Source organism: Rhizobium terrae, assembly GCF_003425685.1.
GTDB classification, from domain to species: Bacteria; Pseudomonadota; Alphaproteobacteria; order Rhizobiales; family Rhizobiaceae; genus Neorhizobium; species Neorhizobium terrae.
In genome coordinates this window covers 39,855-63,930 of sequence record NZ_QJKM01000010.1, presented here as the reverse complement: position 1 = coordinate 63,930, position 24,076 = coordinate 39,855, and the positions used below count along the sequence as shown (strand labels likewise).

The 24,076-nt window shown below is 61.2% G+C and carries 25 protein-coding genes; 15 read left to right on the top strand and 10 right to left on the bottom strand.

Annotated elements, in window-relative coordinates; translation table 11 throughout:
* Positions 1–442: 442 nt before the first annotated feature.
* From DMO26_RS19325 to DMO26_RS19305, 5 genes are all read right to left on the bottom strand, one after another.
* Entirely contained in the window at positions 443–1,024 is a 582-nt protein-coding gene (locus tag DMO26_RS19325) for a hypothetical protein (protein WP_117193820.1), read from the bottom strand.
* Between the two features lie 64 nt (positions 1,025–1,088).
* A complete protein-coding gene (locus tag DMO26_RS19320) occupies positions 1,089–2,933 on the bottom strand; it encodes a methyl-accepting chemotaxis protein (RefSeq protein WP_117193819.1) in 1,845 nt (614 codons plus the stop codon).
* A 368-nt stretch (positions 2,934–3,301) separates the two neighbouring features.
* The gene (gene gpt, locus DMO26_RS19315; RefSeq protein WP_117193818.1) at positions 3,302–3,799 is read right to left on the bottom strand and encodes a xanthine phosphoribosyltransferase; all 498 of its coding nucleotides are present in this window, start codon (positions 3,797–3,799) and stop codon (positions 3,302–3,304) included.
* A 75-nt stretch (positions 3,800–3,874) separates the two neighbouring features.
* Entirely contained in the window at positions 3,875–4,714 is an 840-nt protein-coding gene (locus DMO26_RS19310; RefSeq protein ID WP_117193817.1) for a universal stress protein, read from the bottom strand.
* 210 nt (positions 4,715–4,924) lie between these two features.
* Positions 4,925–5,707 (bottom strand): competence/damage-inducible protein A, encoded by a 783-nt coding sequence (locus tag DMO26_RS19305; RefSeq protein WP_117193816.1) that lies wholly within the window; start codon positions 5,705–5,707, stop codon positions 4,925–4,927.
* A 252-nt stretch (positions 5,708–5,959) separates the two neighbouring features.
* Between DMO26_RS19305 and wrbA the strand changes: the two genes are divergently transcribed.
* The 10 genes from wrbA (at position 5,960) to DMO26_RS19255 (ending at position 11,997) form a co-directional block, all read left to right on the top strand.
* A complete protein-coding gene (gene wrbA / locus DMO26_RS19300) occupies positions 5,960–6,559 on the top strand; it encodes an NAD(P)H:quinone oxidoreductase type IV (protein ID WP_117193815.1) in 600 nt (199 codons plus the stop codon).
* A 246-nt stretch (positions 6,560–6,805) separates the two neighbouring features.
* On the top strand, positions 6,806–7,645 hold the full coding sequence (locus DMO26_RS19295) for a hypothetical protein (protein ID WP_117193814.1): 840 nt from the start codon (positions 6,806–6,808) through the stop codon (positions 7,643–7,645).
* Positions 7,645–7,830, top strand: a complete 186-nt coding sequence (locus DMO26_RS19290; protein WP_117193813.1) for a hypothetical protein — start codon at positions 7,645–7,647, stop codon at positions 7,828–7,830. The genes DMO26_RS19295 and DMO26_RS19290 overlap by 1 nt, the downstream gene beginning before the upstream one ends.
* 131 nt (positions 7,831–7,961) lie before the next feature.
* Positions 7,962–9,056, top strand: coding sequence for a Fic family protein (locus DMO26_RS19285; protein ID WP_117193812.1), 1,095 nt, complete (start codon positions 7,962–7,964; stop codon positions 9,054–9,056).
* A 54-nt stretch (positions 9,057–9,110) separates the two neighbouring features.
* Entirely contained in the window at positions 9,111–9,425 is a 315-nt protein-coding gene (locus DMO26_RS19280) for a hypothetical protein (RefSeq protein ID WP_117193811.1), read from the top strand.
* Positions 9,426–9,581: 156 nt separating this feature from the next.
* The gene (locus DMO26_RS19275; RefSeq protein ID WP_162894981.1) at positions 9,582–10,007 is read left to right on the top strand and encodes a hypothetical protein; all 426 of its coding nucleotides are present in this window, start codon (positions 9,582–9,584) and stop codon (positions 10,005–10,007) included.
* A 707-nt stretch (positions 10,008–10,714) separates the two neighbouring features.
* Positions 10,715–10,975, top strand: a complete 261-nt coding sequence (locus DMO26_RS19270; RefSeq protein ID WP_117193809.1) for a type II toxin-antitoxin system HicA family toxin — start codon at positions 10,715–10,717, stop codon at positions 10,973–10,975.
* Positions 10,972–11,301 carry a type II toxin-antitoxin system HicB family antitoxin gene (locus DMO26_RS19265; RefSeq protein WP_205421242.1) on the top strand — a complete coding sequence of 110 codons (330 nt, stop codon included), beginning with the start codon at positions 10,972–10,974 and terminating at the stop codon, positions 11,299–11,301. The genes DMO26_RS19270 and DMO26_RS19265 overlap by 4 nt, the downstream gene beginning before the upstream one ends.
* A gap of 2 nt (positions 11,302–11,303) precedes the next feature.
* Complete coding sequence (locus DMO26_RS19260; protein ID WP_117193808.1) at positions 11,304–11,744, top strand: hypothetical protein; 441 nt, start codon at positions 11,304–11,306, stop codon at positions 11,742–11,744.
* Between the two features lie 4 nt (positions 11,745–11,748).
* Positions 11,749–11,997, top strand: coding sequence for a HepT-like ribonuclease domain-containing protein (locus DMO26_RS19255; RefSeq protein ID WP_226951354.1), 249 nt, complete (start codon positions 11,749–11,751; stop codon positions 11,995–11,997).
* Between the two features lie 153 nt (positions 11,998–12,150).
* On the opposite strand, the gene DMO26_RS33765 is transcribed toward DMO26_RS19255, so the two are convergent.
* A complete protein-coding gene (locus DMO26_RS33765) occupies positions 12,151–12,555 on the bottom strand; it encodes a hypothetical protein (RefSeq protein WP_162894980.1) in 405 nt (134 codons plus the stop codon).
* A 46-nt stretch (positions 12,556–12,601) separates the two neighbouring features.
* On the opposite strand from DMO26_RS33765, the gene DMO26_RS19250 reads away from it, so the two are divergent.
* The gene (locus tag DMO26_RS19250; RefSeq protein WP_162894979.1) at positions 12,602–13,255 is read left to right on the top strand and encodes a metallophosphoesterase family protein; all 654 of its coding nucleotides are present in this window, start codon (positions 12,602–12,604) and stop codon (positions 13,253–13,255) included.
* A 96-nt stretch (positions 13,256–13,351) separates the two neighbouring features.
* Here DMO26_RS19250 and DMO26_RS19245 read toward each other — a convergent pair whose 3' ends face one another.
* Positions 13,352–14,806 (bottom strand): TrkH family potassium uptake protein, encoded by a 1,455-nt coding sequence (locus tag DMO26_RS19245; RefSeq protein ID WP_117193805.1) that lies wholly within the window; start codon positions 14,804–14,806, stop codon positions 13,352–13,354.
* Between the two features lie 167 nt (positions 14,807–14,973).
* Here DMO26_RS19245 and ilvA point away from each other — a divergent pair, with 167 nt between their 5' ends.
* Positions 14,974–16,188: a threonine ammonia-lyase gene (gene ilvA, locus DMO26_RS19240; protein WP_404947071.1), complete on the top strand. Its 1,215-nt coding sequence runs from the start codon at positions 14,974–14,976 to the stop codon at positions 16,186–16,188.
* Here ilvA and DMO26_RS19235 read toward each other — a convergent pair.
* Both DMO26_RS19235 and DMO26_RS19230 read right to left on the bottom strand, forming a co-directional pair.
* Positions 16,181–17,173 (bottom strand): alpha/beta hydrolase, encoded by a 993-nt coding sequence (locus DMO26_RS19235; RefSeq protein WP_117193803.1) that lies wholly within the window; start codon positions 17,171–17,173, stop codon positions 16,181–16,183. The genes ilvA and DMO26_RS19235 overlap by 8 nt on opposite strands.
* Positions 17,174–17,228: 55 nt before the next feature.
* Positions 17,229–18,248: a glycerophosphodiester phosphodiesterase family protein gene (locus DMO26_RS19230; RefSeq protein ID WP_117193802.1), complete on the bottom strand. Its 1,020-nt coding sequence runs from the start codon at positions 18,246–18,248 to the stop codon at positions 17,229–17,231.
* Positions 18,249–18,353: 105 nt separating this feature from the next.
* On the opposite strand from DMO26_RS19230, the gene DMO26_RS19225 reads away from it, so the two are divergent.
* The 3 genes from DMO26_RS19225 to DMO26_RS19215 all read left to right on the top strand — a co-directional run bounded on the left by DMO26_RS19225 (position 18,354) and on the right by DMO26_RS19215 (position 23,370).
* Positions 18,354–18,677: an HlyU family transcriptional regulator gene (locus tag DMO26_RS19225; RefSeq protein ID WP_117193801.1), complete on the top strand. Its 324-nt coding sequence runs from the start codon at positions 18,354–18,356 to the stop codon at positions 18,675–18,677.
* Positions 18,678–18,781: 104 nt separating this feature from the next.
* Positions 18,782–21,994 carry an ammonium transporter gene (gene amt, locus DMO26_RS19220; protein WP_117193800.1) on the top strand — a complete coding sequence of 1,071 codons (3,213 nt, stop codon included), beginning with the start codon at positions 18,782–18,784 and terminating at the stop codon, positions 21,992–21,994.
* An 83-nt stretch (positions 21,995–22,077) separates the two neighbouring features.
* A complete protein-coding gene (locus DMO26_RS19215; RefSeq protein ID WP_117193799.1) occupies positions 22,078–23,370 on the top strand; it encodes a GGDEF domain-containing protein in 1,293 nt (430 codons plus the stop codon).
* Here DMO26_RS19215 and DMO26_RS19210 read toward each other — a convergent pair.
* Complete coding sequence (locus DMO26_RS19210) at positions 23,367–23,984, bottom strand: FMN-dependent NADH-azoreductase (RefSeq protein WP_117193798.1); 618 nt, start codon at positions 23,982–23,984, stop codon at positions 23,367–23,369. The genes DMO26_RS19215 and DMO26_RS19210 overlap by 4 nt on opposite strands.
* Positions 23,985–24,076: the final 92 nt, after the last annotated feature.

Below are 24,076 nucleotides of genomic sequence, written 5' to 3'. Positions count from 1 at the left end.
AAAAGCCACAATCCGACGCCCGGAGAGATTCGTCAAGGCGTAGATTGCTACGGTTTTATAACCACAAGATATTGTGCTTCCCGGCTGTGGATAACGGGGATGAAAAATAACCTAGGAATCTCAAAGTTTTGGGAGGGGTAGGTTCTCAAGTCCGATGAACAAGCCCGAAACTTTCAGCTTACGGAACCGTCGCGCATGCCCCGGTCATGCAGGATGCTGAAGATTCCGCCGTACCATATTGAGACAACTTGGCATTCGTCTTCGGGCGGCGGCAGCGGGGCCTGCGGGCGAAAGGCGGGTGAAATTCGCGAAGCGGCCGAGAATGTCTTCGATCGGCGCAATCATGACAGGGACCGCCGCGTCGGACGGCGAAAATTACGGTTGCCTGGCGCCGCATCAGGCAAAGAGGCGGCGCCGGGCGGGGAAGCCGGGTCGAGCTGGGTCAGAGAGAGTTGACGTTTATGCCGACGGTGATGGCGCCGATCGGGGTCCCGGCCTCGTCGGAGATCGTCACGCTCGCCTGCGATTGCAGCGTCTGGGATGATTCGTCCTTTTCGACGCCGTCGATGAAGACGGCGTCCTTGCCGGCACCGAAGGACTTCTTGAACTTTGCCTCGTCGCCCTGCCAGTAGTCGGAGGTGACGTCGCTTTGGCCGACATTGAGGCCCTTGGCATCCATCACGAACATTTCCGTAACCGTACCCCCGGACTTATCCTTCTGCTCCACGAGGAATTTCGACAGGGCGTTGCCCAGCACGCCGTCGATCATCGCGCGATTGGAGCCGTCGACTTCGGCGCGCCATTTCTTGTCGAGCGCCTGGATGTCGGCGTCGCTCAGTTTGGCATTGGCGGCGTTCTGCGCCTTGATCGCCGAAATGACTACGGCATCGTTGAGCCATGGCTTTATCTTGCCGGTGACATATTCGGTCATCGGGGCGACATGGGACTCCTCGGCCAAAGCCGTGCCGGAGGGCAGGGCGAGCGCTGCGGTGCCGAGAAGGAGCGTGATGATGGTCCTGCGCATGAATGTTTCCCTTCCATAGGTTGTTTGACAGTTATCGGGCCTACCGCGGCAAGACGTGTCGTCGTCAGGACGCTTGTCTGACGGGGGCAAGGCGTGATTCTTTCTCGGAAAAGGCGCGATATTCACCCGATCCGCCGTGGTTCCGGGCGCCGTTTCCGGCCGGTCTGCCGACCGTGAAGCGGCTTGCCGAATCGAGCAGCAGGCGGCCCTGCGAGAGCAGTTCCTGGCAGGCGGCATTGGTTTCTTCCACCATGGCCGCGTTCTGCTGCGTGGCCTGATCCATCTGGCTGATCGAGGCGTTGATTTCCAGCAGCCCGGTGGCCTGTTCGCGGTAGGATTGAACGATCGAAACGATGCTGTCGCTGATGCGGTTGATCTGGTCGCCGATCTGCAGAAGGGCGTCACCCGTGTCGTTGACGAGCCCGACACCGGCGGCGACTTCCTGGTTGGACGCGGTAATTAACGCCTTGATCTCCTTGGCCGCGTTGGCCGATCTTTGCGCCAGCTCCCGCACTTCCTGGGCGACGACCGCAAAACCTTTGCCGGCCTCGCCGGCCCGCGCCGCCTCGACGCCGGCATTCAGCGCCAGAAGATTGGTCTGGAAGGCGATCTCGTCGATGACGCCGATGATATGGCCGATCTGGCTGGACGAAGCCTGAATGCGATCCATTGCGCCGATCGCATTGCGGACCACGGTTGCCGAGGAATGGGCGCCCCTCTTCGTCTCCTCGACGAGATGGCCCGCGTTTTCGGCCTTTTCCGAGGAGGTTCCGACCGTAGCCGTGACCTGGCCGAGGGCGGCGGCGGTCTCTTCAAGCGCGGCGGCCTGCCGTTCCGTGCGGTGAGCCAGTTGATCGGCGGCGTTCGCAAGTTCGCTGGATCGATCCTCGACCGCGTGGGACGCCTCCTTGATCTCCGTCAGGGTTGCTGCGACCGCCTCCACCATATTGTTGAAGTCGCGCTGCAGTTTTTCGAAATCCTGTCCGAGACCGCTGAGATGGGTTGAAAAATCGCCTCCCGCGAGTCGTTCCAGAGCGTCTCCGAGCCGGGCCATGACGGTGCTTTGCTTGGCGCTGGTTTCCTCGGTGATCCTCGCGTTGTGAGCGCGCTCCTCATCGAGCGCCTGGCGCTGTTCCGCAGCGATGCGTTCCTTGTCCACCTTGGTGATCGCCTCATTGCGGAAAACCTCCAGGGCGCGCGCGAGAACACCGATCTCGTCGCCATTGCCCTGGTAGTCGATCGGGGAGGCAAGATCTCCGGTCTGCAGAGCGCTGATACGCGCACTCAGGGTTCGTATGGGGCGGCCGACGAGCTTGCGCATGGCGAAGAGAAAGGCTGTGACCGCAATGGTGATGACGAACAATTGCATCAGGACCGTGTTCAGCACCTCCCGCTGCGCCTTGGCGGCAATCTTGGCGACCGACCAGGCGGTGAAGACATAACCGGTGACCTTGCCGGTCTTGTCCGCAGGCAGAGGTACGGTGATCCCGACCAGGCCTCTGGAGGCGAGCGTCGTGTCGATGACCGTCTTGTCGGGTTTCTGACCGACGATCTGGGTCAGCTCGGCGGAGGAGAGGACGCCTGCGACGCCTTCGCGCGTCCAAGTGTCGACCGGAACGAACTCGCCATTGAAGGCGGCGAACTGGACAAGATCGAGGTTGGGGTTGTCGCGCTGCAGGGCATAGGCTTCCCGCACGGCATTGACTTTGCCCCATTTCACGCCGCCTGCGGCAACCGACGCAAACTGCTCGGCTCCGCGCGACCAAAGTGTCGTCGCCGTGCCGATCAGCAATTGGGTTTCGGATATCCAGGTATAGGTGGCCAATGCCGAAACGCCGCAAATATTGACTGCAACGATAAGCGCCGCCAGTTTTGCGGTGAGCGGCATCTTTTTAAAGAAATTAAGCATTGCGGGGCCTCGACATCGCACAGGTGCGGCCGGGCAATTCCGGCCTGCAGCGGATCTGAACTCGGGCATCGTATGCTTGAAAATTTACACGGCTGGCGTCATGCCCGTGTCACCGCTGTGAGGCGAAGCATACGGGCGATAGTCTGTAATCATTATGTGAATAAATAATAAAATGAAAACTCTCTAATGGAAAGAGGCGCCAAAATCGGCAGCCCTATGCGTTCGCGATAGTATTCGGCGTGTTATTCTTGATGAATGCCAATTCAGCCGGCGGCGCTACCATGTGCAGCCGACCGGCTGATCGGCGCGGGACGGCTCCCGCAAGGTTCCGCCTTGCGGGAAACGGCATCGGAACAGGGTGTTTGGTCTTAGCCCTTGCTGCCCTTGGCGATCGGCTCCTGATAGGTGAAGCCCATGTCCCAAGGGAAATAGATCCAGGTGTCCTGACTGACTTCGGTAACGAAGGTATCGACTGTCGGCACGCCCTTGGGTTTGGCGTAGACGCAGGCGAAATGCGCCTTCGGCAGCATGGCGCGCACCTCGGAGGCCGTCTTGCCGGTGTCGGTCAAATCGTCGATGACGAGCACGCCGGCGCCGCCTTCGGTCGCGAGTTCGGGCGTGATTCCCTTGAGCAGCGCCATTTCGCCCTGGTTCACATAGTCGTGGTAGGAGGCGATGCAGACCGTCTCGATCAACCGGATATTGAGTTCGCGCGATATGATCGCCGCCGGCACCAGGCCGCCGCGGGTGATACAGACGATGGCGCGGAAATCCTGGTTGAGGCCGGCGAGCCGCCAAGCAAGCGCGCGGGCATCGCGGTGGAACTGGTCCCAGGAGACGGGGAAGGCTTTTTCTGGAAGAGACATGTCTGGTTTGCCAATAGCGAGAGCTTCGTTGGCTCTCGCTAATAGCGGCAAATTGCCTGCCGACGCAAGGATGTGTCAGCGGGAAAGCAGAGTGAGCGCCGTCATCGAATCGAGCAGGTTGCGGGTAACCCCGCCGAACAGCATTTCCCACCAGCGCGAATGACCGTATCCGCCCATGACCAAGAGGTCGATGCTGTTTTCCGCAAGCCGGTTCTCGATGGCGATTGCGGCCGACGTGCCGGCGGCTTCTCGCGTCGTGAGGGTGACCCTGGCGCCGTGGCGCGCAAGCGTCGCGGCAATTTCGGCGCCGGCCATTTCCGGCGTCTGGCCGCCGCGGTCGGTCGGATCGACGCAGAAGACTTCGACGGTATCGGCGCCCTTCAGGAAGGGCATCGCATCGAAGGTCGCGCGGGCGGCCTCCCGCGAGCCGTTCCAGGCGATCAGCACGCGTTTGATCGGCTGCGGCACCTTCATCGTATAGGGGATGAGCAGCATCGGCCGTCCGCTGTCGAAAAGGAAGGTTTCGAGATCGGCGCGGTGATCGGCATGCGCGGGATCGCTCTGGCTGGCGACGATGAGATCCACGGCATGTGCCGTTTCCATGACCGAGGCGGAGCTATAGCCCGCCGACGACATGAAGCTGCGCCATTCGGTGGAAAGCCCTTCGCGCGCCGTCTGCTGCTTGAAGATCTTTTCCACCTCGGCCGTTTCCTTCTGGGCCGCTTCCTGCAGGACCTGCACCGCGGCGGGATCGGGAATTTCCATCGGCGCGATCAGCGGCACGGCCGCCAGCGTCTCGGCATGCACGCCGATCACGTGGGCCGAAAACCGCTCGGACAGCGCGATCGCGAAATCGGTGATCTGACGGGCGTTTTGGGGGGTATCGAGGACGGCGAGAATGGTCTTGTAGCCCATGGCGGTGTCTCCTCAGTGGCTGGATCCATGAATTGGAACCCAGTGTCCGATAAGTACCTGTGTCGTAGTTTGATCCGGGTCAAGGAGGGAGGAGGCAAGGCAATAATGAAGCTGCCATCTGCGAGATCGCCGGTTGGATAAGGGGCAAAGCCGAAGGTGTATGCGTCTCCCGATGACGAAGGGTACGAATGCAATATCGCCGAATGGCGCTCACGCATCCGCCGTGGGATTGGTCCTGATCTTCGCCCGGTCGATGCCGGCGATCATCTCGGCGACCGCTTCGGCCGCCACGTCGAGCGCTTCAGGATCGCGGGCGCGCACGACGATCTCGGTCGAGAAACGCTGCCCGTCGTATTTCGGGTAGGAGCCGATGCTGGTTTGCGGATGCGCCTTCTGAACGGCGGCCAACAGCGTGCCGATATCGCCTTCGCCATAGGGGCAGGGCAGCGCCCGCGACAGCATTTTCGCGCCCGAGCGCAGCATGGGGAGCACATTGTCCACCATCGCCTGGAAGACCTGCGGCACGCCGGCCATGACATGGACATTGCCGATGATGAAGCCCGGCGCCGTCGAAACCGGATTGGGGATGTGCCGGGCGCCTTCTGGCATGCGGGCCATGCGCTGGCGGGCCTCGGTGAATTCCATCTCGCGGCGCCTGTACATGTCGGCGAGCAGCTTCATCGCATCCGGATCGTGGATGCAGGGCACGCCGAAGGCCTTCGAGATCGCGTCCGCGGTGATGTCGTCATGCGTCGGGCCGATGCCGCCGGACGTGAAGACATAGTCGTAGCGGCTGCGCAGCGCGTTGAGCGCCTCGATGATCGCCTCCTCCTCGTCGGCGACGATGCGCACCTCCTTGAGGTCGATGCCGGAAAGCGTCAGGAGATCGGCGAGATGGCCGATATTCCTGTCCTTGGTCCGTCCCGAGAGCAGTTCGTCGCCGATGGCGAGCATGGCGGCGGTGACGATCGTTGATGGTGACGCTTCAGACATGGCATTCCTCCGTGAGCGCCACAGTCCTAAGCCCAAATTTTTCAAGGCAGAAGCGATTTTCGCCGAGGCGGCGCAGAAAGGGTTACTGTTACGGATTTATGATCCGCAAGCGAAATCCCGTCTCCGGATGTTGAACAGTGCGTAGACCGGGCGAGGGCTGTCGCGCGCCGGGAAAGCCGTTACATGTGAACCCGGTTCGGCCGGCGGCGGCCCTGTTCAGTTCACAAGATCAGACATGGAATGGAGAAGATCATGGCGAAGGTTCTCGTGCTTTATTATTCGGCTTACGGCCACATCGAAAAGATGGCCTATGCCGTTGCGGAGGGCGCAAAGTCGGCAGGCGCCGAGGTAACGGTGAAGCGCGTGCCGGAACTGGTTCCGGAAGACGTCGCCAAGGCCTCCTATTACAAGATGGACCAGGAAGCGCCGGTCGCCACGGTCGACGAACTCGCAGACTACGACGCGATCATCGTCGGCGCCGGCACGCGTTTCGGCACCGTCGCCTCGCAGATGCGCAATTTCTGGGACCAGACCGGCGGCCTCTGGGCGCAGGGCAAGCTGGTCGGCAAGCTCGGCTCGATCTTCACCTCGTCGGCCACCCAGCACGGCGGCCAGGAATCGACCATCCTCGGCTTCCTGCCCACCTTCCTGCATCAGGGCATGGCGGTCGCTGGCCTGCCTTACGCCTTTGCCGGCCAGATGGGCACGGAAGAAGTCAAGGGCGGCTCGCCCTACGGCGCCTCCACGATCACCAACGGCGACGGCTCGCGCCAGCCTTCGGAAATCGAGCTCGAAGGCGCCAAGTTCCAGGGCGCCCATATCGCCAGGCTGGCCGCCAAGCTCGCCGGCTGATTCTTGCCATGGCAGACAAATTGGAAAGCGCGGCCGGGTGCCGCGCTTTTTCGCGTGCGGCGCCGAGCGCCGCTTTTCCGGCCAGGCGGGATGGCAGCGAAGGCGTTCCGCCACGCTTTTCGCATCCGCCGAACAACTTCCCCAAATTGGGTGCTTGACGCAGACGCTCAACTTCAAGAAACAGGACGCCCATAGCGGACGTGGCGAAACTGGTAGACGCAATTCGCCGAGGACTGGTTCTTCAGGATGAAGGCCAAGGAAAAGGGCGGTGGGCTTAAAAACGAGCGCACGTTCGATGATGCGGCCAAACGGTATCGTGAGGAATATGATCTCGTGACCGGCGGCACCCGTAACCGCGAATACGTGACGGGCAACGACCGCCGTTTGAGGCTTTACCTGCTGCCGTTCTTTGGCGAGTTGGGCCTGTCGGAAGTCACGTCGGGCAAGGTTCAGGAATACCGGGTCTCAAGGCATAAAAGCAGCCCGGAAGGTAAGCCACCGGCAAAGAATACGATCCACCAGGAAATCGTCACCTTGCGGCAGGTGCTCAAGACCGCGATCCGCCACGGCTGGCTGGCCCATTTGCCCGACCTGTCGATGCCGTACAAGTCGGCACAGAAGATTTCACACCGTGCCTGGTTCTCTGCGGAGGAGTACAAGAAGCTCTATACGGCTACCCGTAAGCGCGTCGATCTGCACCGTGACAAGCGCTATGCCTGGCACGCGGCCCAACTGCACGACTATGTGCTCTTTATGGCCAATACCGGCCTGAGGCCGGATGAAGCCAAACGCCTCCAGTACCGGGACGTAGAGATCGTCATTGACGAGGAGACCAAGGAAACCATCCTCCTCATCCAGGTCCGGGGCAAGCGCGGTGTCGGCTACTGCAAGAGTACCGCCAGTGCGGTGTTTCCGTTCGAGCGACTGCTCAAACGCAATCTTCCCGAGCCGGAAGACCTGATCTTCTCCGGCAACCATGCCATGCTGTTCAATACCATCCTCGGGGAGGAAAACCTGAAGTTTGATCGGAGGGCAATCGAAGGACGGCTTACAGCCTGCGGCACACCTACATCAGCCTGCGCCTGATGGAAGGCGCTGACATTTATCAGGTCGCCAAGAACTGCCGGACCAGCGTCGAGATGATCGAGAAATACTATGCCTCGCATATCTCGACCAGCATTAGCGCGGCTGCCGTCAACGTGAAGCGCAAGGCCAAGTCAAAGAAAGCGATTATCGAACACGAGAAGCGCAATGCTCACCGGGGGGTGTGAAAATCAAGGCGGCAAATCTGCTACATCGATGGCGCCAAATAACATGGAGTGGTGGTGTTTGAGCTATAGCGTCCCTTGCTAAAGCTCAAATATCACCCCATCATGAGTTATAGAAAGGCGGTCTATAACTCATGATGTGGAACTGGCAGCACGGCGATTGGCCGAATTTTATCTATGACAGCGCGGCGCTGGAGCCGTTCGAGAGGCAATTCCTGCTGAATTCCGGTGAATTCATCGGTGCTTATCGCCATGTCAGTGCCGATGACCGGGACTTGCTCCGTATCGAACTCATCAGCGACGAAGCCCTGACCACATCCGAGATCGAAGGGGAAATCCTCAACCGGGACAGCCTGCAATCGTCTCTTCGTCGGCAATTCGGCCTTGGCGGTGACGATCGCACTATTCCGCTGCCGGAGCGCGGCATCGCCGAGATGATGGTTGACCTTTACCGGACCTTTGCCGAACCTTTGACCCACGAGCAACTCCATGCCTGGCACGGGATGATCATGGCGGGCGCTCGGCGCATTGAAGTCATCGGCGGGTATCGCACTCACGCCGACGCCATGCAGGTGGTTTCGGGAGCCATTGGCAATCCCAATATTCACTTCGAAGCCCCGCCGTCTGCCCAGGTGCCGGAGGAGATGGAGCGCTTCCTGGCCTGGTTTAACGGTAGTGCCTCGGCAGGGCTTCCGGCCGCAACGCGGGCAGGGATCGCCCATATCTATTTTGAAAGCATCCACCCGTTCGAGGACGGCAATGGGCGCATTGGCCGGGCCATCTCCGAAAAGGCCCTGGCGCAGAGCTTGGGGCAACCCAGCTTGATCTCGCTCTCTTACACCATAGGGCGCCACCGCAAGCGCTATTACGACATGCTGGAGCTTTCCAATAAGAATGTCCGGATTACCGACTGGCTGGTTTATTTCGACGAGACCATCCTTGAGGCACAGCGGAATACCTTGGAGCGCGTCAATTTCTACATCGCCAAGGCGCATTTTTTCGACAGGTTCGGCGCGAAACTGAACGGCCGCCAGATGAAAGCCGTGGCACGGATGTTCCGCGAGGGTGTCGAGGGTTTCAAGGGCGGCTTGAGCGCGGAGAACTATATCAGCATCACCAAGACTTCCCGCGCCACAGCCACCCGCGATTTGCAGGATCTGGTCGAGATGGGGGCTTTTGCCCGGACAGGCGAACGGCGCTACACGCGTTACTATCTGCGTCTAGAATAACTACTACCGGAGCGGCGCTGAAGCGGTTCTGATGAAGTACGGATGGAGAGTTGAATGGCGCGTAACGGTCAGATGGAGACCGAAAGGGAAAATAACTTCTCGGAGTTGCTGCAGCTTCTGGGAAGGGCGCTGACCGATGCACTGGAGAAGTTGAATGCATGGTGGCAAAAGCCAGAAACGCAAGAAACTCTTTTGAAGCTGACTAACCTTCCGGTTCAAATGGAGGAAAGGTTAAAGGCGCAGCGCAGATATTTCCGGCGTGGTGTCCTGCCATCTCTTCCTATTGTTGCACTCGCGGATAAGTTTGCGACGGTTGACGCCAAGACAATAGCGGAAGAATATGCGGCAGCATTGGAAAGCCATGCCTAATTCGAGGACGCGAGCCTATTCAGAGAAATAGCGCAGGTAGCGGCGTTAGAGCGTCCAATACATACTCTTCGGGTGATTTTCCCTGAAATTGAAGCCGTAGCTCGAAGACATTTCTATGCTCCGGAGGTGAGGGAAGGCATTACGAGTCTGGTCGAGATGCGAATTGCCATGGGGGAGCTTCTGACTGGGGCCTCTTTAGGCATCGCAAGCGATATATTGGCCATCGAACAGTTCACTTTCGTAAACCTGCTAGCGATTGATTTCGCTTATAAAAGAACTGGTGACAAAAGTTCGCGCGGTTCGCGGATATTCGCGAAGGTTCCTAATCGCCACCGGGTATGCCACGGCATTCCGGATGAATATGGGCGAATACACGTCATCAACGCCCTAACGCTTCTCTATATGTCCGTCATTGTCGGCCGGTTTATGGTGAAGCACGGGCCACGTCTTTCCGAAAGACAGAGGGATGCGCACCAGATGTTAAATCAGCAACGGGGCGAACAAAGGGCCGTCAATCGGGAGATGCTCTTATTTATCCAAGAGCTGAATAGACAGTCTCCCGCTCTTTCGGAAAATGAATAGCTAAATTGGTGCGGACGGCGGGGATCGAACCCGCATGGCCGAAGCCGAGGGATTTTCTTACCAGCTACGGCTTTCGCCGCCGCCTTCCGGCGTTTGTGGTCTGGACTATACCTTCACCCTAACTTTCGCCGTAGGTGCCGCCCGTCTAGTCTCTACACCTTCCCCGTAGGGCTTGGCTCGGGATTGCCATCTGACAGGTTTCCCCGACTTTGAGCGGTTCTACATCCGGCGTTTCCGCCGGTGCACTCAATTTGCGTCTAAGTCCCTTGTGTCTACCAGTTTCACCACGTCCGCGTGGTTCTCCCTGCTAACAAAGAGATGATTCCTTCACAACAGACAATTCGCACAAGCGCTTGAATTGAATCGCTCATCTTGCGACATTCAACTTCCGGACGTACGATGCGTACAGCGCACTTACGCATCACCAACATGTAATACGCATTGAAAAAAAGCGGCGATGCGTTGCGCGGTTTTCTGCCCGGCCGCGAAGCGCGGGCCGGAGAAAACCGGCAAGTGCGCCAGGGGCAAGCCCCTTGGAACCCCTTGGTGCCTCGTTCGGGCTCATCGCCAGATCGAACAGGAGGCGGCGCGGCAAACCAAACACCTGACCCGGCATTGGCGCATGTGCGGGCAACAGCATCGCGGAACCTCTGCGGATCCGGTATCCTGTCAGGAATCTTGCAAGTGATACTGGAAAGTGATACTATATGGAATTAAGCAGGAAGCATCAGGCGACCCTTGAAGCCGTCTTCGCCGAACCCGTCCGCGCCAGCATTCCGTGGCGCGACATCGAGGCCATGCTGGCCGCTTGCGGGGCGGACATATCGGAGGGACAGGGGTCGCGGGTGCGCATCGCCTTGAACGGCGTACGTGCGGTGTTCCACCGCCCGCATCCGCAGAAGGAGACCAACAAAGGCGCGGTGAAATCCGTCCGGCGCTTCCTGCTCGAAGCGGAGATACAACCATGACCATGATGCACTACAAGGGCTACGAGGCGGTCGTCGAGTTCGACGAGGAAGCCGAGATCTTCCATGGCGAAGTCATCAACCTGCGCGACGTGATCACCTTCCAGGGCACGTCGGCGGCCGAACTCAAGCAGGCCTTCGCCGATTCCGTGGAAGATTACCTGGCGTTCTGCAACGAACGTGGCGAGGAACCTGAAAAGCCGTTTTCGGGGCAATTCGTCGTGCGGGCCGAGCCGAGCCTGCACAAGGCGATCACGGTTGCCGCCCGGCGTGCGGGTGTCAGCCTCAACAAGTGGGTGACATCGACCCTTGAGCGGGCGGTCGGATAGCGATGGAGCGGGAATTTGCCTTCGTGGAGTTTGAGGAATGCGTAGCCTACTTCAAGGCTCATCCGCCCGCAGGCGAACGGGTGGAACTGGACTTTTCCGAAGAGGAACTCCAGCGCGTCCGCGACCACGCCGCGCACTACGGCTGCTCCATCGACGTTTTTCTGGCGGCGGTCATGGCATGCTTCATGACCGAGACCGAACGCAGGAACCGCCTTGCCGCCGAGGACGACAACTTTGCGGAGGTCAAGGCTAAGCTGCGGCAATGGGTGCTGGCCGAAGCCAAGCGACAGGGCCAAGAATTCGCCCGCATCGAAGCAGGAACGGATCTTCTCTTGGATGATTTCATCCGCGCCGCCTTTGACCTGGGCTTCCGGGTGGAACTCCACACGTCGGAAGCCGCTCCTGGTGAAACCCGCCGTTTGACGGTCACGCTGCCGCATTGAGCGCTTGAGGCTCGGCACTCAACGGGCGCTGGAGATTATTTCCGAAGCCTGCCGTCACATACCTGATGAGCTACTGAACTTTGCCTCGGACGTTCCTTGGAAGAAAATTCGCGGGATCGGTAATATCCTGCGGCACGAATACCATAAAATCGCGGATGACGTGATTTGGGTGGTGGTAACCCAGAACATCCTGCCGCTAAAGGCGGCAATCAACGCTATCCAGGAATCCGTTGGCGATGAGAACCAGCCTTGAGGCGTAGCGGTGATGTCCGTATCTGCCTTTCGTTCAGCATGGAATATCGGACATTCCAGAAGATCAGGACGCACCGCACAAACCGAATTGATAGATTTTGAGCCAAATTCACCATGGTTTCAAAGGGAGAGTGACGCTAAGTCGTTCAATTTTTTAGGTAATCGATGTAACGCCGGACACAAATTGCGTTAATGTGAAGATGCTTCCATCCATCTCGCTTCTTTTTGCCCCTTCATCCCCGCAATTGTGATGAAAATGGAATTGCCAAAGCGCATTCCATCCCTTGGCGGCTAGATTTTTGCCGCCCCAATCATTCTGGACACCCAACGCAAAGGTCGCAATCTCGGTTCCGTGAAGAGCAGCTGCGGAATCGGTAAAATGGCGGCAACCGGCAACTGTTGCGTTGAGGTCAAGCCTGGGAATTTCTGAAGAGAGAGTAATTACAGGCTCAAGTTCGAACGGATCTGCAATCGCCGAGCCATGTCCGAGGATGACTATCGATGCTGGCTGCCGGTTCGCCGTGTTGGACTTCGATCCGTTTACACGGAGGGCTGCCATTCCCCGATGCGGTTCCGGCGCTATATCCGTCTCTCTGGAGGAGAGCGTGAGTTTCACCTTTGCGATCGGCGATATCCATGGCTGTCTGACGGAGCTCAAGGATATGCTCGGGCATATTCATGATCAGGCTTCGGCCGGTCATGTGGTCTTCGTGGGCGATTACATCGATCGCGGGCCGGAGAGCCGTGGCGTGCTGGAACTCGTAATGGCCGGGCCAAGGAAGCAGGGCTGGCGCTGGACCATGCTCAAGGGCAACCACGAGGACATGATGGTCCGCGCCTATCTGCACGGCGGGGCCGAGATGGCCATGTGGATGGAGAACGGTGGATACGAGACGCTGGGATCCTTTTGTGGACACGTGCCGGACGATGTCGTGCGGTGGTGCGCGGAGCTGCCGGCCATCCATGCCGACGAATATCGCATCTTCGTGCATGCAGGGGTCGACGAGGCGTTGCCGCTTGACGGACAGCGGGAGCACGACCTGATTTGGAAGCGTTTCGGGGGAGGCGAATCGGGTTATTTCTGGGGCCGGCATCTCTGCCATGGCCACACCCCGCTCGCCGGCAATCCGCAGACCTTCGACAACCGCACCAATATAGACGGCGGCTGCGTCTTCGGTGGCGAGCTTGCCTGTGCCGTTTTCGACGACGACCGGCCGGAAGGGCCGCTGCGTTTCCTGCGTGTTCCGGCCCGGGGCTAGGCGCAGCACGCTTGTTCAAGTGCGCTCGCTGTGGTTCGGCTTCCCGTTCCCGCGGTGTCGTCACCGCAAACGGCTCAACACTTCGCGCGACACACGTTAGTGCCGCCAGAAGACCGGGGTGAGGAGCACCAGCACGGTCAGGACCTCGAGGCGTCCGAGCAGCATCATCACGCAGAGAAGATAAAGAGCCGGATCGCTGATGGTCGAAAAGTTGCCGACCGGGCCGATGATCGGGCCGATGCCGGGGCCGACATTCGAAAGCGCCGTGATGACCGACGACGTCGCGGTGAGGATATCGTAGCCGAACAGCGTCATGCCGATGCTGCCGATCACCCAGAGGAAGATATAGAGGCTGACGAACAGGAAGACGCCGCGCTGGGTTTCCGCATCGATGGTCATGGCGCCGTAGCGCACCGGATAGATGGCATTCGGGTAGATGAGCTTGTTGAGACCGGCCCGCGCGCTGTTGAACATCACCACGAACCGATAGGCCTTGATGCCGCCGGCGGTCGAACCGGAACAGCCGCCCATGAAGGTCGCGAAAAAGGCGAGAAGTACGGCGAACGGTCCCCAGAGCGTATAGTCGTCGCTCGCGAAGCCGCCGGTCGAAAGAATGGATGACATGTTGAAGAAGGCATGGATCAGCGCATCGTCCAGCTCGATGCCGTTCTTCAGATGGTGATAGACGGCAAGCGCGACCGAGATGGCGCAGAGATAACCGATGAAGACGGCGATCTGCGGGTCGCGCACCGCATCGAGCCGACCGCGAAGCGCAAGCAGGATGATCACCGAGAAGGGCAGGCTGCAAAGTGTTAGGAAAATGGCGCCGACCAGGAGGATCGCGGTGTTGTCGAAATAGGCGAAGGACATGTCGTGGGTCGAGAAACCGGCCGTCGCGATGGTCGACATGGCATGGTTGAGGGCGTCGAAATGGCTCATTCCGGCGATGTCGTAGGCAACCGCGCAGGCGATGGTCAAAAGCACGTAGACGATCAGGAAGGCTCGCGTGAAACTCGCCAGCCTTGCGAAGGGCCGATCGTTGGTCTCCGAGGATTCCAGCTTGAAGATCGACATGCCGCCGACTTTCAGGAAAGGCAGCACGAAAAGGCCGAGGCCGACGATGCCGATGCCGCCGAGCCATGTCAGGATTGAGCGCCAGAGCAGGATGCCGGGCGGCATCGTGTCGAGCCCGACGACGACGGTCGAGCCGGTCGTGGTGATGCCGGAAATCGATTCGAACAGCGCCTGGGCGAAGGAAAGTTCGTGCTCGGCCAGGAAGAGCGGGATGGCGCCCACCAGTGAGAACATCACCCAGAGCACGTTGACGAGCAGGAAGCCGAGCCGCTTGTTGAAGACCGGCGGCGGACCGCGCGTCGCAAGCGCTGCCGCGGCCGCGAGACCGCCGACTAGGAAACCGGACATCGCGAAGACCTGCCAGTCGTCATGGCCGTAATAGAGATCGACCAGCGCCGGCAGGAACATCGCGGTCGAAAGATAGAGCGCGCAAAGCGCCGTGATATAGATGACCGAGCGGAGAAGGTTGGCGTTCAAGAAAGGGTCGTCCCTGTTTCGCGGCGGCGGAAAGATGCTTTGTCTCGGACGTGAGCCTATGGCATAGCGAGGCCTATCTTCGATTTCAATGGATGGCCGATGTGAGCGGGTTGGGCGTGAGTGGGGCAGGCGTGGCGAAAGCGGGCGTGGACGAAGCAAAGGCCGCGATGCGGGAGATTTTCCCGGAAACGCCGCTGCAGATGAACGAGCACCTGAGCCGGCGTTACGGTGCGGAGATCTGGCTGAAGCGCGAGGACCTGTCGCCCGTCCGCTCCTACAAGATCCGAGGCGCCTTCAACTTCCTGCGCAAGGCGATCGCGGCAGGCGCCGGCGGCAAGACCTTCGTCTGCGCCTCGGCCGGCAACCATGCCCAGGGTTTTGCCTTCGTCTGCCGCCATTTTGAAGTGCCGGGAGTAGTCTTCATGCCGGTGACGACGCCGCAGCAGAAGATCGACAAGACCCGCATGTTCGGCGGCTCGTTCATCACCATCAGGCTGATCGGCGACATTTTCGACCAGTGCTACGCGGCGGCGCGCACCCATGTGGAAGAAATCGGCGGCGTCATGGTGCCTCCCTTCGACGACAGGGACATCATCGAGGGCCAGGCGACGGTAGCCGCCGAGCTCGTCGAGCAGTTGCCGGAAGGCACCGTTGCCGATCTGGTCATCATGCCGGTCGGCGGCGGCGGCCTCTCCTCCGGCATGACCGGTTATCTCGACGATATCGTCACGACGGAAAACTTCGTCTTTACCGAACCGGAAGGAGCGCCGAGCCTGAAGAAAAGCCTGGAGGCGGGGCAGCCGGTCACGCTGAAGCAGGTGGACAATTTCGTCGACGGCGCCGCGGTGGCGCGGGTCGGCGACCTCAATTTCGCGGCGCTGAAGCGGTTTTCGGCCGATCAGGTCCTGCTGGTGCCGGAAAACGCCATCTGCGTGACGATCACCGAGATGCTGAACGTCGAGGGCGTGGTGCTGGAGCCGGCGGGCGCCTTGTCGATCACCGCGCTGGAGGCCCTCGGCAAGGAGAAGCTTGCCGGCAGGACGGTGGTCTGCGTCGTCTCCGGCGGCAATTTCGACTTCGAGCGGCTGCCGGACGTCAAGGAACGCGCCATGCGGTTTTCCGGGGTGAAGAAATATTTCATCCTCCGGCTTCCGCAGCGCCCGGGCGCCCTGCGCGACTTCCTCAACCTGCTGGGGCCGGAGGACGATATCGCCCGCTTCGAATACTTGAAGAAGTCGGCCCGCAACTTCGGCTCCATCCTGATCGGCATCGAGACGACGAAGCGGGAGAATTTCGCCGGTCTCATCGAACGGTTCGACGCGGCCGGCATGGGCTATCAGGACATTACCGAGAACGACATCCTCGCAAACCTCGTCATTTGATCCGGACCTTGAGCCAGGCGACGATCCGTTCGGCAAGAGGTGCCGTCGTCTGCGGCGAGATGATGTCGCCCGCAATCACGTGATTGGCGGGATCTCCCGTCTTGCCGGCATCGAAGATGTCGTGAGGGCCGCCCCAGCGGGCGGCGACCTCCCGCACCTTGTCCGGCCGGACGATCTGGTCGAGCGAGGAGTAGAGGAAGAGCGCGGGCGTGCCGATCTGCTCCACTCTGCCTCCGACGGAGAGTTTGACGAGTGCGGCCATCGGCAGCAGCGCGCGCGTCGGATAGCGCGTCGTCCAGTGCGCCGCATGGCCCTCGTTATAAGGCGTGAAGCCGCGGGTCGGGCCAAGCAGGAGGTGCGAGATCTGCGGCGCGACCGGCGTCGTCAGCAGGAAGGCGCCGAAGGTCCTGATGCCGTAGTTCGGCGACAGGAAGACGGCCGCGGAGATGCGCGATGCGATCTTCGGGTCGGCAAGCGCGAGCGTCGCGAGCGAGGCACCGGTCGACGTGCCGATGACGACCACCCGCTCGCCGATCGTCTCGCCGATCGCGAGCGCCTCGGAAAAATCGGCAAGCCAGTCTTCAAGCCTTGCTTCGCCCATGGCGTCCGACGAGCGGCCATGGCCGGCGAGCCGCGTGAAGAAGAGGTTGGCGCCGAGTGCCTTTGCGACCCGGTCAGGCAGCGGACGCACCTCTTCGGCAGACGCCGAAAAGCCGTGGAGGTAGACGATTGCCACGGGCGTCTTCGGCCTGTTTGCAGGATCGGCCCAGACGATGCGTTTGGCGGCACCCGGCCTTATGTCGGGATAGCGGCTTTCCGCGGCGGCGAGATAGGCGTCCGGGTCGCTGCCGAGGCGGGCCTTGTCGAATGCGGGAAATCCTTCAGCGGGCATGCGCGAGCCAGCCGTCAGCAGCGCGCCGAATGCGGCGGCAAGAATCACAGAGATATAGACGATCGTCCACCATGGGAGAGATCTCCTCCGCATTCGGTCTTCCTCCGAACTGCGGTGAAGATACGCGTCCGCCGCGGCGGGGGAAAGGCTATTTCCGGCAGATGACGGGTTGGGCGGGGAGCGCGCAGAACCCCCGGCGGTCGGCCTCGGCGCGGGTCTTCTCAATGACATTCGTCCAGATGAGGCCGGGAAACCCGTCCGGCACCATGTTCCAGGCCGCACGGTCGTCTATGCCGGAACTGCCTGCGTCGCCGGTCTCGAACGGGCCGATCAGCACGACGTCCGAACCGGCCGCCTGCATGCGGCCGTAGAAGCGCTCCGGCCAGCCCCAGAGCAGGGGGGCGTAGTTGACAGGCACCGGCACGAGCGTGTTGCGGCAGGTTTGCGGCACATATCCGCTCCAGCCGAGCGCCAGGTAGCCGAGGAGGCAGGATTTGGCGGTGCGATTGGAATATCCGGGAAGGCCCGCGATCAGGGCGACCGCCTTTTCGGTGGGCTCGCCGCCGCCGTAGACGCCGAACGTCGCCCGGCGGAAGGCCGGCTGCGCATTGACCAGCGCTGCAAGCGCTTCGCCCTCCTCCGTCCTGCGGCTCTTGAAGTTGACGAGGAAACGCCCCTCGGGCAGGGCGGCATAGACCTCGGGCAGCGTCGGCATCAGGCCGACCGCCTTGCCGCGGAACGGGAAGGTCCGGCCGCCGTCGGCCGTGTAGCCGTAGCCGATATCGAGCGTCTTCAGGACGTTCATCGGCGTCTCCTCGGTCACGCCCTTGCCGTCGGTGCGGCAGTCGAGCGTCCAGTCGTGGAAGACGGCGAACTGTTTGTCGGGCGTCAGGTGCACGTCGAGTTCGACCACGTCGGCGCCCGCATCGAAGGCCGCCTTCATGCCGGAAATGGTGTTCTCCAGATAGCCGTGCGTCGGCGGCAGCATCAGGCTCGCGGTGCAGGTGTCGCTTTCGACATTCGTGCGGTCGAAGATCTGGTGCTGGCCGCGATGGGCGATGATTGCAAGCGGCTTGTTTTCCGGAAACCGCGAGAAGAGCGACGTGTTGCCGATCCATAGACCGACGAAGACGGCGAGGGGGACTGCTGCGGCGATCTTCCATTTCATGGCGACGGCTCCTCTGACTTTTGGATTTGGATGAGACGTCCGATCGCGACTTTTCCTTGGCCGCCCCGCTTCCGGCCCGTCGAGGAATGTGCTAGGCAGCCCGCCATGGCTTCGTTTCTTTCGAATATTTTCTCGATGTTCTCCGGCGGCGGCAAGTCCGCCGAGCCGTCCGCTCCGGCCGCCAAGCCGGTCGAGCATGCCGGCTGCACCATCTATCCCGAGCCGATCCGCGAGGGGTCGCAGTTCCGGCTGGCGGGCCGCATCGAGAAACAGGTGAACGGCGAGACGCTGGTGCGCAGCTTCGTTCGCGCCGACGTCTTCACCTCCATGGACGATGCCGTGGAATACACGATCAAGAAAGCCCAGCAGATCATCGACCAGAACGGCGCGTCGCTGTTCGGCGATGGCGAAAAGTCGCGTTCGGCCTGACCGCGGGCTTTTTGCCGGCATCGGGGATTGTGACAATCACTCAAAATTAAATCATTGGACGTAGAAAGGACACTTGTTCAGATGTCCTTTTTCTGCAGTCATTGATGCGCTCTTGCTGGCTATATCGGATACGTTTTGGCGGATACGGGCTCGCCGCCTGCTTTTTTCCGTGCCTGGCCTTTGCCGATGAGGCGCTGTCGCGCTCCTCGCGACTGGATCTGACCTGGGTCCTCGTCGCGGCCGGCCTGGTGATGATGATGCAGGTCGGTTTCCTGCTGCTGGAAGCCGGCATGGTGCGCTCGAAGAACTCGATCAACGTCGCCCAGAAAAATCTCCTCGATTTCGTCTTCGGCGTCGTCGCATTCGCGGCGGTGGGTTTCATGATCGCGTTCGGACGCTCCGACGGCTTCATCTTCGGCATGCAGCGCGACTTCTATTTCCTGCGCCATACGGATTCCTGGCAGTCGGCCTTTTTCGTCTTCCAGGTGATGTTCTGCGGCACGGCCGCGACGATCGTCTCAGGCGCCGTCGCTGAGCGGATGAAGCTGCCGGCCTATGTGTTCGGCTCGCTTTTCATGTCCGGCCTCATCTATCCGGCTTTCGTGCACTGGACCTGGGGTTCGGCCCTCTTTCCGAACCCGTCTTCCTTCCTCTCAGAAATGGGCTTCGTGGATTTCGCCGGATCGACGGTGGTGCATTCGACCGGCGGCTGGGTCGCGCTCGCCGCCTGCATGGTGATCGGTCCGCGCATCGGCAAGTTCAATGCCGACGGTTCTTCCGTCCGCATCGCCGGCCATAGCCCGGTGCTTTCGACCACCGGTGCGCTGCTGCTGTTCATCGGCTGGATCGGCTTCAACGGCGGTTCGACGCTTACCGTTTCCGACGACGTCGCGCCGATCATCATGAACACCGTGCTCGCCGGCGGCATGGGCACCTGCGTCGGTTATGTCATCGGTTTCTACCAGGATGGTGTGATCCTGCCGGAGAAATCGAATTCCGGGATGCTCGGCGGACTGGTGGCGGTCACGGCCGGCTGCCATATCCTCGATCCGGCGAATGCCCTGATGGTCGGCGCGATCGGCGGCGCGGTGGCGATCTTCGGCAATGCGTTCATCGAGAGCAGGCTGAGGGTCGACGACGCCGTCGGGGCGATCGGGGTCCATGCCTTCGCAGGCGTCGCCGGAACGCTGCTGCTCGCTCTTCTGGCACCGGTGGATCAGTTGCCGGCCGGCGGCCGCCTGGCGCAGCTGCACGTGCAGCTCGTCGGCGCCGGCGTGAATTTCTACTGGTCCTTCGGGCTCGGATACGCCTTCTTCTGGCTCCTCGACCGGACGATGCGCATCCGCGTGTCCGCGAAGGACGAGGAGGACGGGCTGAACCTCGCCGAACACGCGACCCGTCTCGGCGTCGGCCATGTCGAGGACGCACTCTCCGACCTCGTCGGCGGCAATGCCGATCTCAGGCAACGCCTGCCGATGGTCAGGGGCGACGAGGCGGAAAAGCTGACCGGCCTCTTCAACCGGCTGATGGACAATATCGAGGAGGAGGAGCGCAGCCGCGGCGAGATCCTGCAGCTCAAGCGCGACCATGAGGAGACGGAGCGTGTCGCAGCACTGGCGAACGCCACGTTCGAGGCGATCCTGATCCATCGCGACGGCATCATCCTCGACGGCAACGAACAGCTCGGCAAGCTGCTCGGCATTCCGCTCAGGGAAATCATCGGCCGTTCGATCTTCGACTTCCTGCTCGACGGCGAGACGATCGCGGTCGCCGACATGATCAAGCGGAACGACGACGGCAGCCATGAAATTTCGGTCCTGCTGGCCAATGACGAGGAGATACCGGTGGAGGCGCGCGGCCGCGATATCATCTATCGCGGCCAAAAGGCGCGCATCGGTTGCCTTGTCGACCTGCGCGAGCGCAAGCAGGCGGAAAGCCGCATGCGCCATCTGGCGCTGCACGATCCGCTGACCGGGTTGCCGAACCGCGTTCTCTTTTCGGAACGCCTGACCGAGCTCGTGGCCGAGGCGGGCGAGGGGTCGTCCTGCGGGGTCGTGATGGTGGATCTCGACCGTTTCAAGGATATCAACGATATCCACGGCCACCAGGCGGGCGACGCGGTGATCCGCGAGGCGGCCGTGCGCCTCGCCGCCGCAGCCGGCCCGGACGACATCGTCGCCCGTCTCGGCGGCGACGAGTTCGCGGTCATCCTCGCGGCCGTTTCGACGGCGGAGGACCTGGAGGAGTTCGGTAACCGCCTTCTCGCCGCCATGGCGGCGCCCATCGATATCGGCCATGGGGAGCAGGTCAATATCAGCGTCAGCATCGGCGGCGCTCTTTGCCCCGAACATGCCGGGGACATGGATGCGCTGATCGGCTGCGCCGACGTCGCCCTCTATCATGCCAAGAATTCCGGCCGGAATGCCTGCCGCGTCTTCAAGCGCGGCATGAACGAGCTCATCGAAAAGCGCAGGGCCCTGGAGATGGATCTGGAGATCGCCCTGCAGCACGGCGAATTCGAAATTTATCTCCAGCCGCGGGTCGAGGCGGAGACGGGCGACATCATCGGCTACGAGGCGCTGCTGCGCTGGAACCATCCCAAGCGCGGCATGATCAGCCCCGGCGACTTCATTCCCGTCGCCGAGGCTTCGGGCAAGATCATCCGCCTCGGTCACTGGGTGCTGGCGCAAGCCTGCCGGCTGCTCGAAGGCATCGAAGGCCATATCAGCGTCAATGTCAGCCCGCTGCAGTTCCGCCATGCGGATTTCATGGCCGACCTTGCCGAACTCCTCAAAAGCACCGGCGCCGATCCGCGGCGCATCGAACTGGAGATCACCGAAAGCGTGCTGATCGAGGACGACAAGCGCGCCGTGCAGATCCTCAACGACTTGAAGCGCATGGGTTTCCAGATCGCGCTCGACGATTTCGGCACGGGGTATTCGTCTCTGAGCTACCTGAGCCGCTACCCCTTCGACACGATCAAGATCGACCGCAGCTTCGTCAACAATATCGGCGTGGTGGAAAATGCCCAGGTGATCGTCAGGACGATCATCGATCTGGGGACGGGGCTCGGCATGAAGATCGTGGCCGAAGGCGTCGAGACCGCCGAACAGGCGCTGTTCCTGGCACATGCCGGCTGTGAGGAGTTGCAGGGTTTCCTTCTCGGCAAACCGCGAAGGGTCCAGGAGATCGCCCGCGAGATCGATCCGGCGATCGCCACCCAGCTGCGCAACATGCCAAAGAGGCTGCCCGAGATCCGGGACTACGGCAGCTTCGAGGGCGAAACCTTCGAGCCGTTATTGCCTAGCCACGCGTAATGGCCATAATCGCGCCGTTGGGAATCGGAAAATGGAAGCTGTTACAATATCATAGTATTCGCCCAGCGTGAAAGCGGACCGAAATGCAGACGTACAATCTCGCCCTCTTCCTCTGCGAGGCGGTGATCTACTTCGCGGTGATGACGACGTTTCTGCATTTTCGCCGCCAGCTCGGCCTCGGCGTCTTCCTTGCCGCCCTCGGGGTCATGCATTTCATGGAGACCTATCTCGCTGCGGTCTTCTACATCGAGCTTCCCTTCGGCACCGTTTCCCCCGGCTCCTCGGTATTCTTCGCCGGCAAGCTGATGATGATCCTGCTCCTCTATCTGAAGGAGGATGCCGCGATCGTTCGCCAGCCGATCTACGGGCTCTTCCTCGGCAACCTCGTGACCGTCGGCATCGCGCAGTTTCTGCGGCTTCACGAGTCGGTCGCCCTGCCTGGCGGGCGGCCCGTCGACATCGGTTTCCTGAACGAGATGGGCTGGCTGATGGTCTGGGGCACCGCGCTCCTCTATGTGGATGCGATCGGCATCATCCTGCTCTACGAACGGCTCGGCCGCATCCTGCCCGGCAACCTCGTGCTGCGCTTTGCGCTGAGCGGCGCGGCTTTGCTGACTTTCGACCAGATCGGTTTCTATGCGGCGCTGAACATCCTTTTCGATGCGCCGGTCTCGGTTTTCTTCGGTGGCTGGATAGCGAAGCTCCTGGCCGTCGCGCTCTATTCGCTGCTCTTCGGGGTCTACCAGCGGGTGGAGCACACGCCGCAACTGAGGAGATCGCGCCGCGGGATTACCGACATCTTCAACGATCTGACCTTCCGCGAACGCTATCAGGCGCTGCTGGCCAAAAGCGGCGTCGACGTGCTGACGGGCGTCTTCGACCGGCGGCGGCTGGAGGAGGATGCGCCGCGGCTGATGCGCGATTGCCTGGAGCGCGGGCGAAGCTTCAGTCTTGCCATCATCGACGCGGATCATTTCAAGGAGGTCAACGATCTCTTCGGGCATCTCAAGGGCGACGAGGTCCTGAAGGAGGTGGCAGCGCGCCTGCGCGCCGGGTCGCGCCCGAGCGATCATCTCTCCCGCTTCGGCGGCGAGGAATTCGTGCTCATTCTGCCCGATACCGGTCATGACGGGGCGCTGAGGCTGGCCGAGCGTCTGCGGAACGATATCGGCAGCTCGGTCATTCGCCCTGACGGCCAGCGGGTGACGGTATCGATTGGCGTCGCCACGGCGCCGGAGGATGGCCGCGTCTTCGACGCGCTTCTCGGCTTTGCCGACGAAAGGCTCTATCGCGCAAAAAAAGACGGCCGGGACAATGTCCACGGCCGTCTTGGCAGGCTCGTCTCGCCAGGGACGGCGGCAGGGATGGCCGATTAGGCGGCGAGAGCGAGCTGCCTTGTGCGCTGCTGTGCGGCGGCGACCGCCTTTTCGGCGGCTTCGGGACCGAAGGCCAGGCCTTCGACGTAAAGAACTTCCACGTCGACCATGCCCATGAAGGCGAGCACGGTGGTGAGGTAGGGAACGGCATGGTTCATGCCGGCTGCGGGGCCTTCCGAATAGACGCCGCCGGAGGCGAGCACGATATAGACCTTCTTGCCGGTGGCGAGGCCTTCGGGACCCTTTTCCGTGTACCGGAAGGTCTGGCCGGCGCGGGCGACGTTGTCGATCCAGCTCTTCAGCGTCGAATAGATGTTGAAGTTGATGAGGCCGGTGCCGATGACGACCGTATCGGCGGCGAGCAGTTCGGCGACCAGCTTGTCGGAATAGTCGGCGGCGGCGGCTTCTTCCGGCGTACGGTCCGCAGGTGCCTTACGGATGGCCGAGGTCGTGACGCTGTCGAGATGCGGGATAGGATTGGCGCCGAGATCGCGGTGAACGACCGAGGTGCCGTTGTCGCGGGCGCTCAGTTCGTTGGCGAGGTCATGGGCGACCTTGCTAGACAGCGATTCGTCGCCGCGCGGGCTCGAAGTGACGAGAAGAATAGAGGACATGGTTTGTTTCCTTGCCGTGGGGTACACTATCTGAGGTCTTGGGTCCTGCAGATATCGGGATTGGGGAAGCGGGTGGCCCGCTGTCTTCGTCA

What these genes read in the sequence shown, in the direction of transcription:
- DMO26_RS19325 (WP_117193820.1), bottom strand. Translation starts at nt 1,024, where the DNA reads ATGCGCAGGACCATCATCACGCTCCTTCTCGGCACCGCAGCGCTCGCC.
- DMO26_RS19320 (WP_117193819.1), bottom strand. Translation starts at nt 2,933, where the DNA reads ATGCTTAATTTCTTTAAAAAGATGCCGCTCACCGCAAAACTGGCGGCG.
- gpt (WP_117193818.1), bottom strand. Translation starts at nt 3,799, where the DNA reads ATGTCTCTTCCAGAAAAAGCCTTCCCCGTCTCCTGGGACCAGTTCCAC.
- DMO26_RS19310 (WP_117193817.1), bottom strand. Translation starts at nt 4,714, where the DNA reads ATGGGCTACAAGACCATTCTCGCCGTCCTCGATACCCCCCAAAACGCC.
- DMO26_RS19305 (WP_117193816.1), bottom strand. Translation starts at nt 5,707, where the DNA reads ATGTCTGAAGCGTCACCATCAACGATCGTCACCGCCGCCATGCTCGCC.
- wrbA (WP_117193815.1), top strand. Translation starts at nt 5,960, where the DNA reads ATGGCGAAGGTTCTCGTGCTTTATTATTCGGCTTACGGCCACATCGAA.
- DMO26_RS19295 (WP_117193814.1), top strand. Translation starts at nt 6,806, where the DNA reads ATGAAGGCCAAGGAAAAGGGCGGTGGGCTTAAAAACGAGCGCACGTTC.
- DMO26_RS19290 (WP_117193813.1), top strand. Translation starts at nt 7,645, where the DNA reads ATGGAAGGCGCTGACATTTATCAGGTCGCCAAGAACTGCCGGACCAGC.
- DMO26_RS19285 (WP_117193812.1), top strand. Translation starts at nt 7,962, where the DNA reads ATGATGTGGAACTGGCAGCACGGCGATTGGCCGAATTTTATCTATGAC.
- DMO26_RS19280 (WP_117193811.1), top strand. Translation starts at nt 9,111, where the DNA reads ATGGCGCGTAACGGTCAGATGGAGACCGAAAGGGAAAATAACTTCTCG.
- DMO26_RS19275 (WP_162894981.1), top strand. Translation starts at nt 9,582, where the DNA reads ATGCGAATTGCCATGGGGGAGCTTCTGACTGGGGCCTCTTTAGGCATC.
- DMO26_RS19270 (WP_117193809.1), top strand. Translation starts at nt 10,715, where the DNA reads ATGGAATTAAGCAGGAAGCATCAGGCGACCCTTGAAGCCGTCTTCGCC.
- DMO26_RS19265 (WP_205421242.1), top strand. Translation starts at nt 10,972, where the DNA reads ATGACCATGATGCACTACAAGGGCTACGAGGCGGTCGTCGAGTTCGAC.
- DMO26_RS19260 (WP_117193808.1), top strand. Translation starts at nt 11,304, where the DNA reads ATGGAGCGGGAATTTGCCTTCGTGGAGTTTGAGGAATGCGTAGCCTAC.
- DMO26_RS33765 (WP_162894980.1), bottom strand. Translation starts at nt 12,555, where the DNA reads ATGGCAGCCCTCCGTGTAAACGGATCGAAGTCCAACACGGCGAACCGG.
- ilvA (WP_404947071.1), top strand. Translation starts at nt 14,974, where the DNA reads ATGCGGGAGATTTTCCCGGAAACGCCGCTGCAGATGAACGAGCACCTG.
- DMO26_RS19235 (WP_117193803.1), bottom strand. Translation starts at nt 17,173, where the DNA reads ATGCGGAGGAGATCTCTCCCATGGTGGACGATCGTCTATATCTCTGTG.
- DMO26_RS19230 (WP_117193802.1), bottom strand. Translation starts at nt 18,248, where the DNA reads ATGAAATGGAAGATCGCCGCAGCAGTCCCCCTCGCCGTCTTCGTCGGT.
- DMO26_RS19225 (WP_117193801.1), top strand. Translation starts at nt 18,354, where the DNA reads ATGGCTTCGTTTCTTTCGAATATTTTCTCGATGTTCTCCGGCGGCGGC.
- amt (WP_117193800.1), top strand. Translation starts at nt 18,782, where the DNA reads ATGCGCTCTTGCTGGCTATATCGGATACGTTTTGGCGGATACGGGCTC.
- DMO26_RS19215 (WP_117193799.1), top strand. Translation starts at nt 22,078, where the DNA reads ATGCAGACGTACAATCTCGCCCTCTTCCTCTGCGAGGCGGTGATCTAC.
- DMO26_RS19210 (WP_117193798.1), bottom strand. Translation starts at nt 23,984, where the DNA reads ATGTCCTCTATTCTTCTCGTCACTTCGAGCCCGCGCGGCGACGAATCG.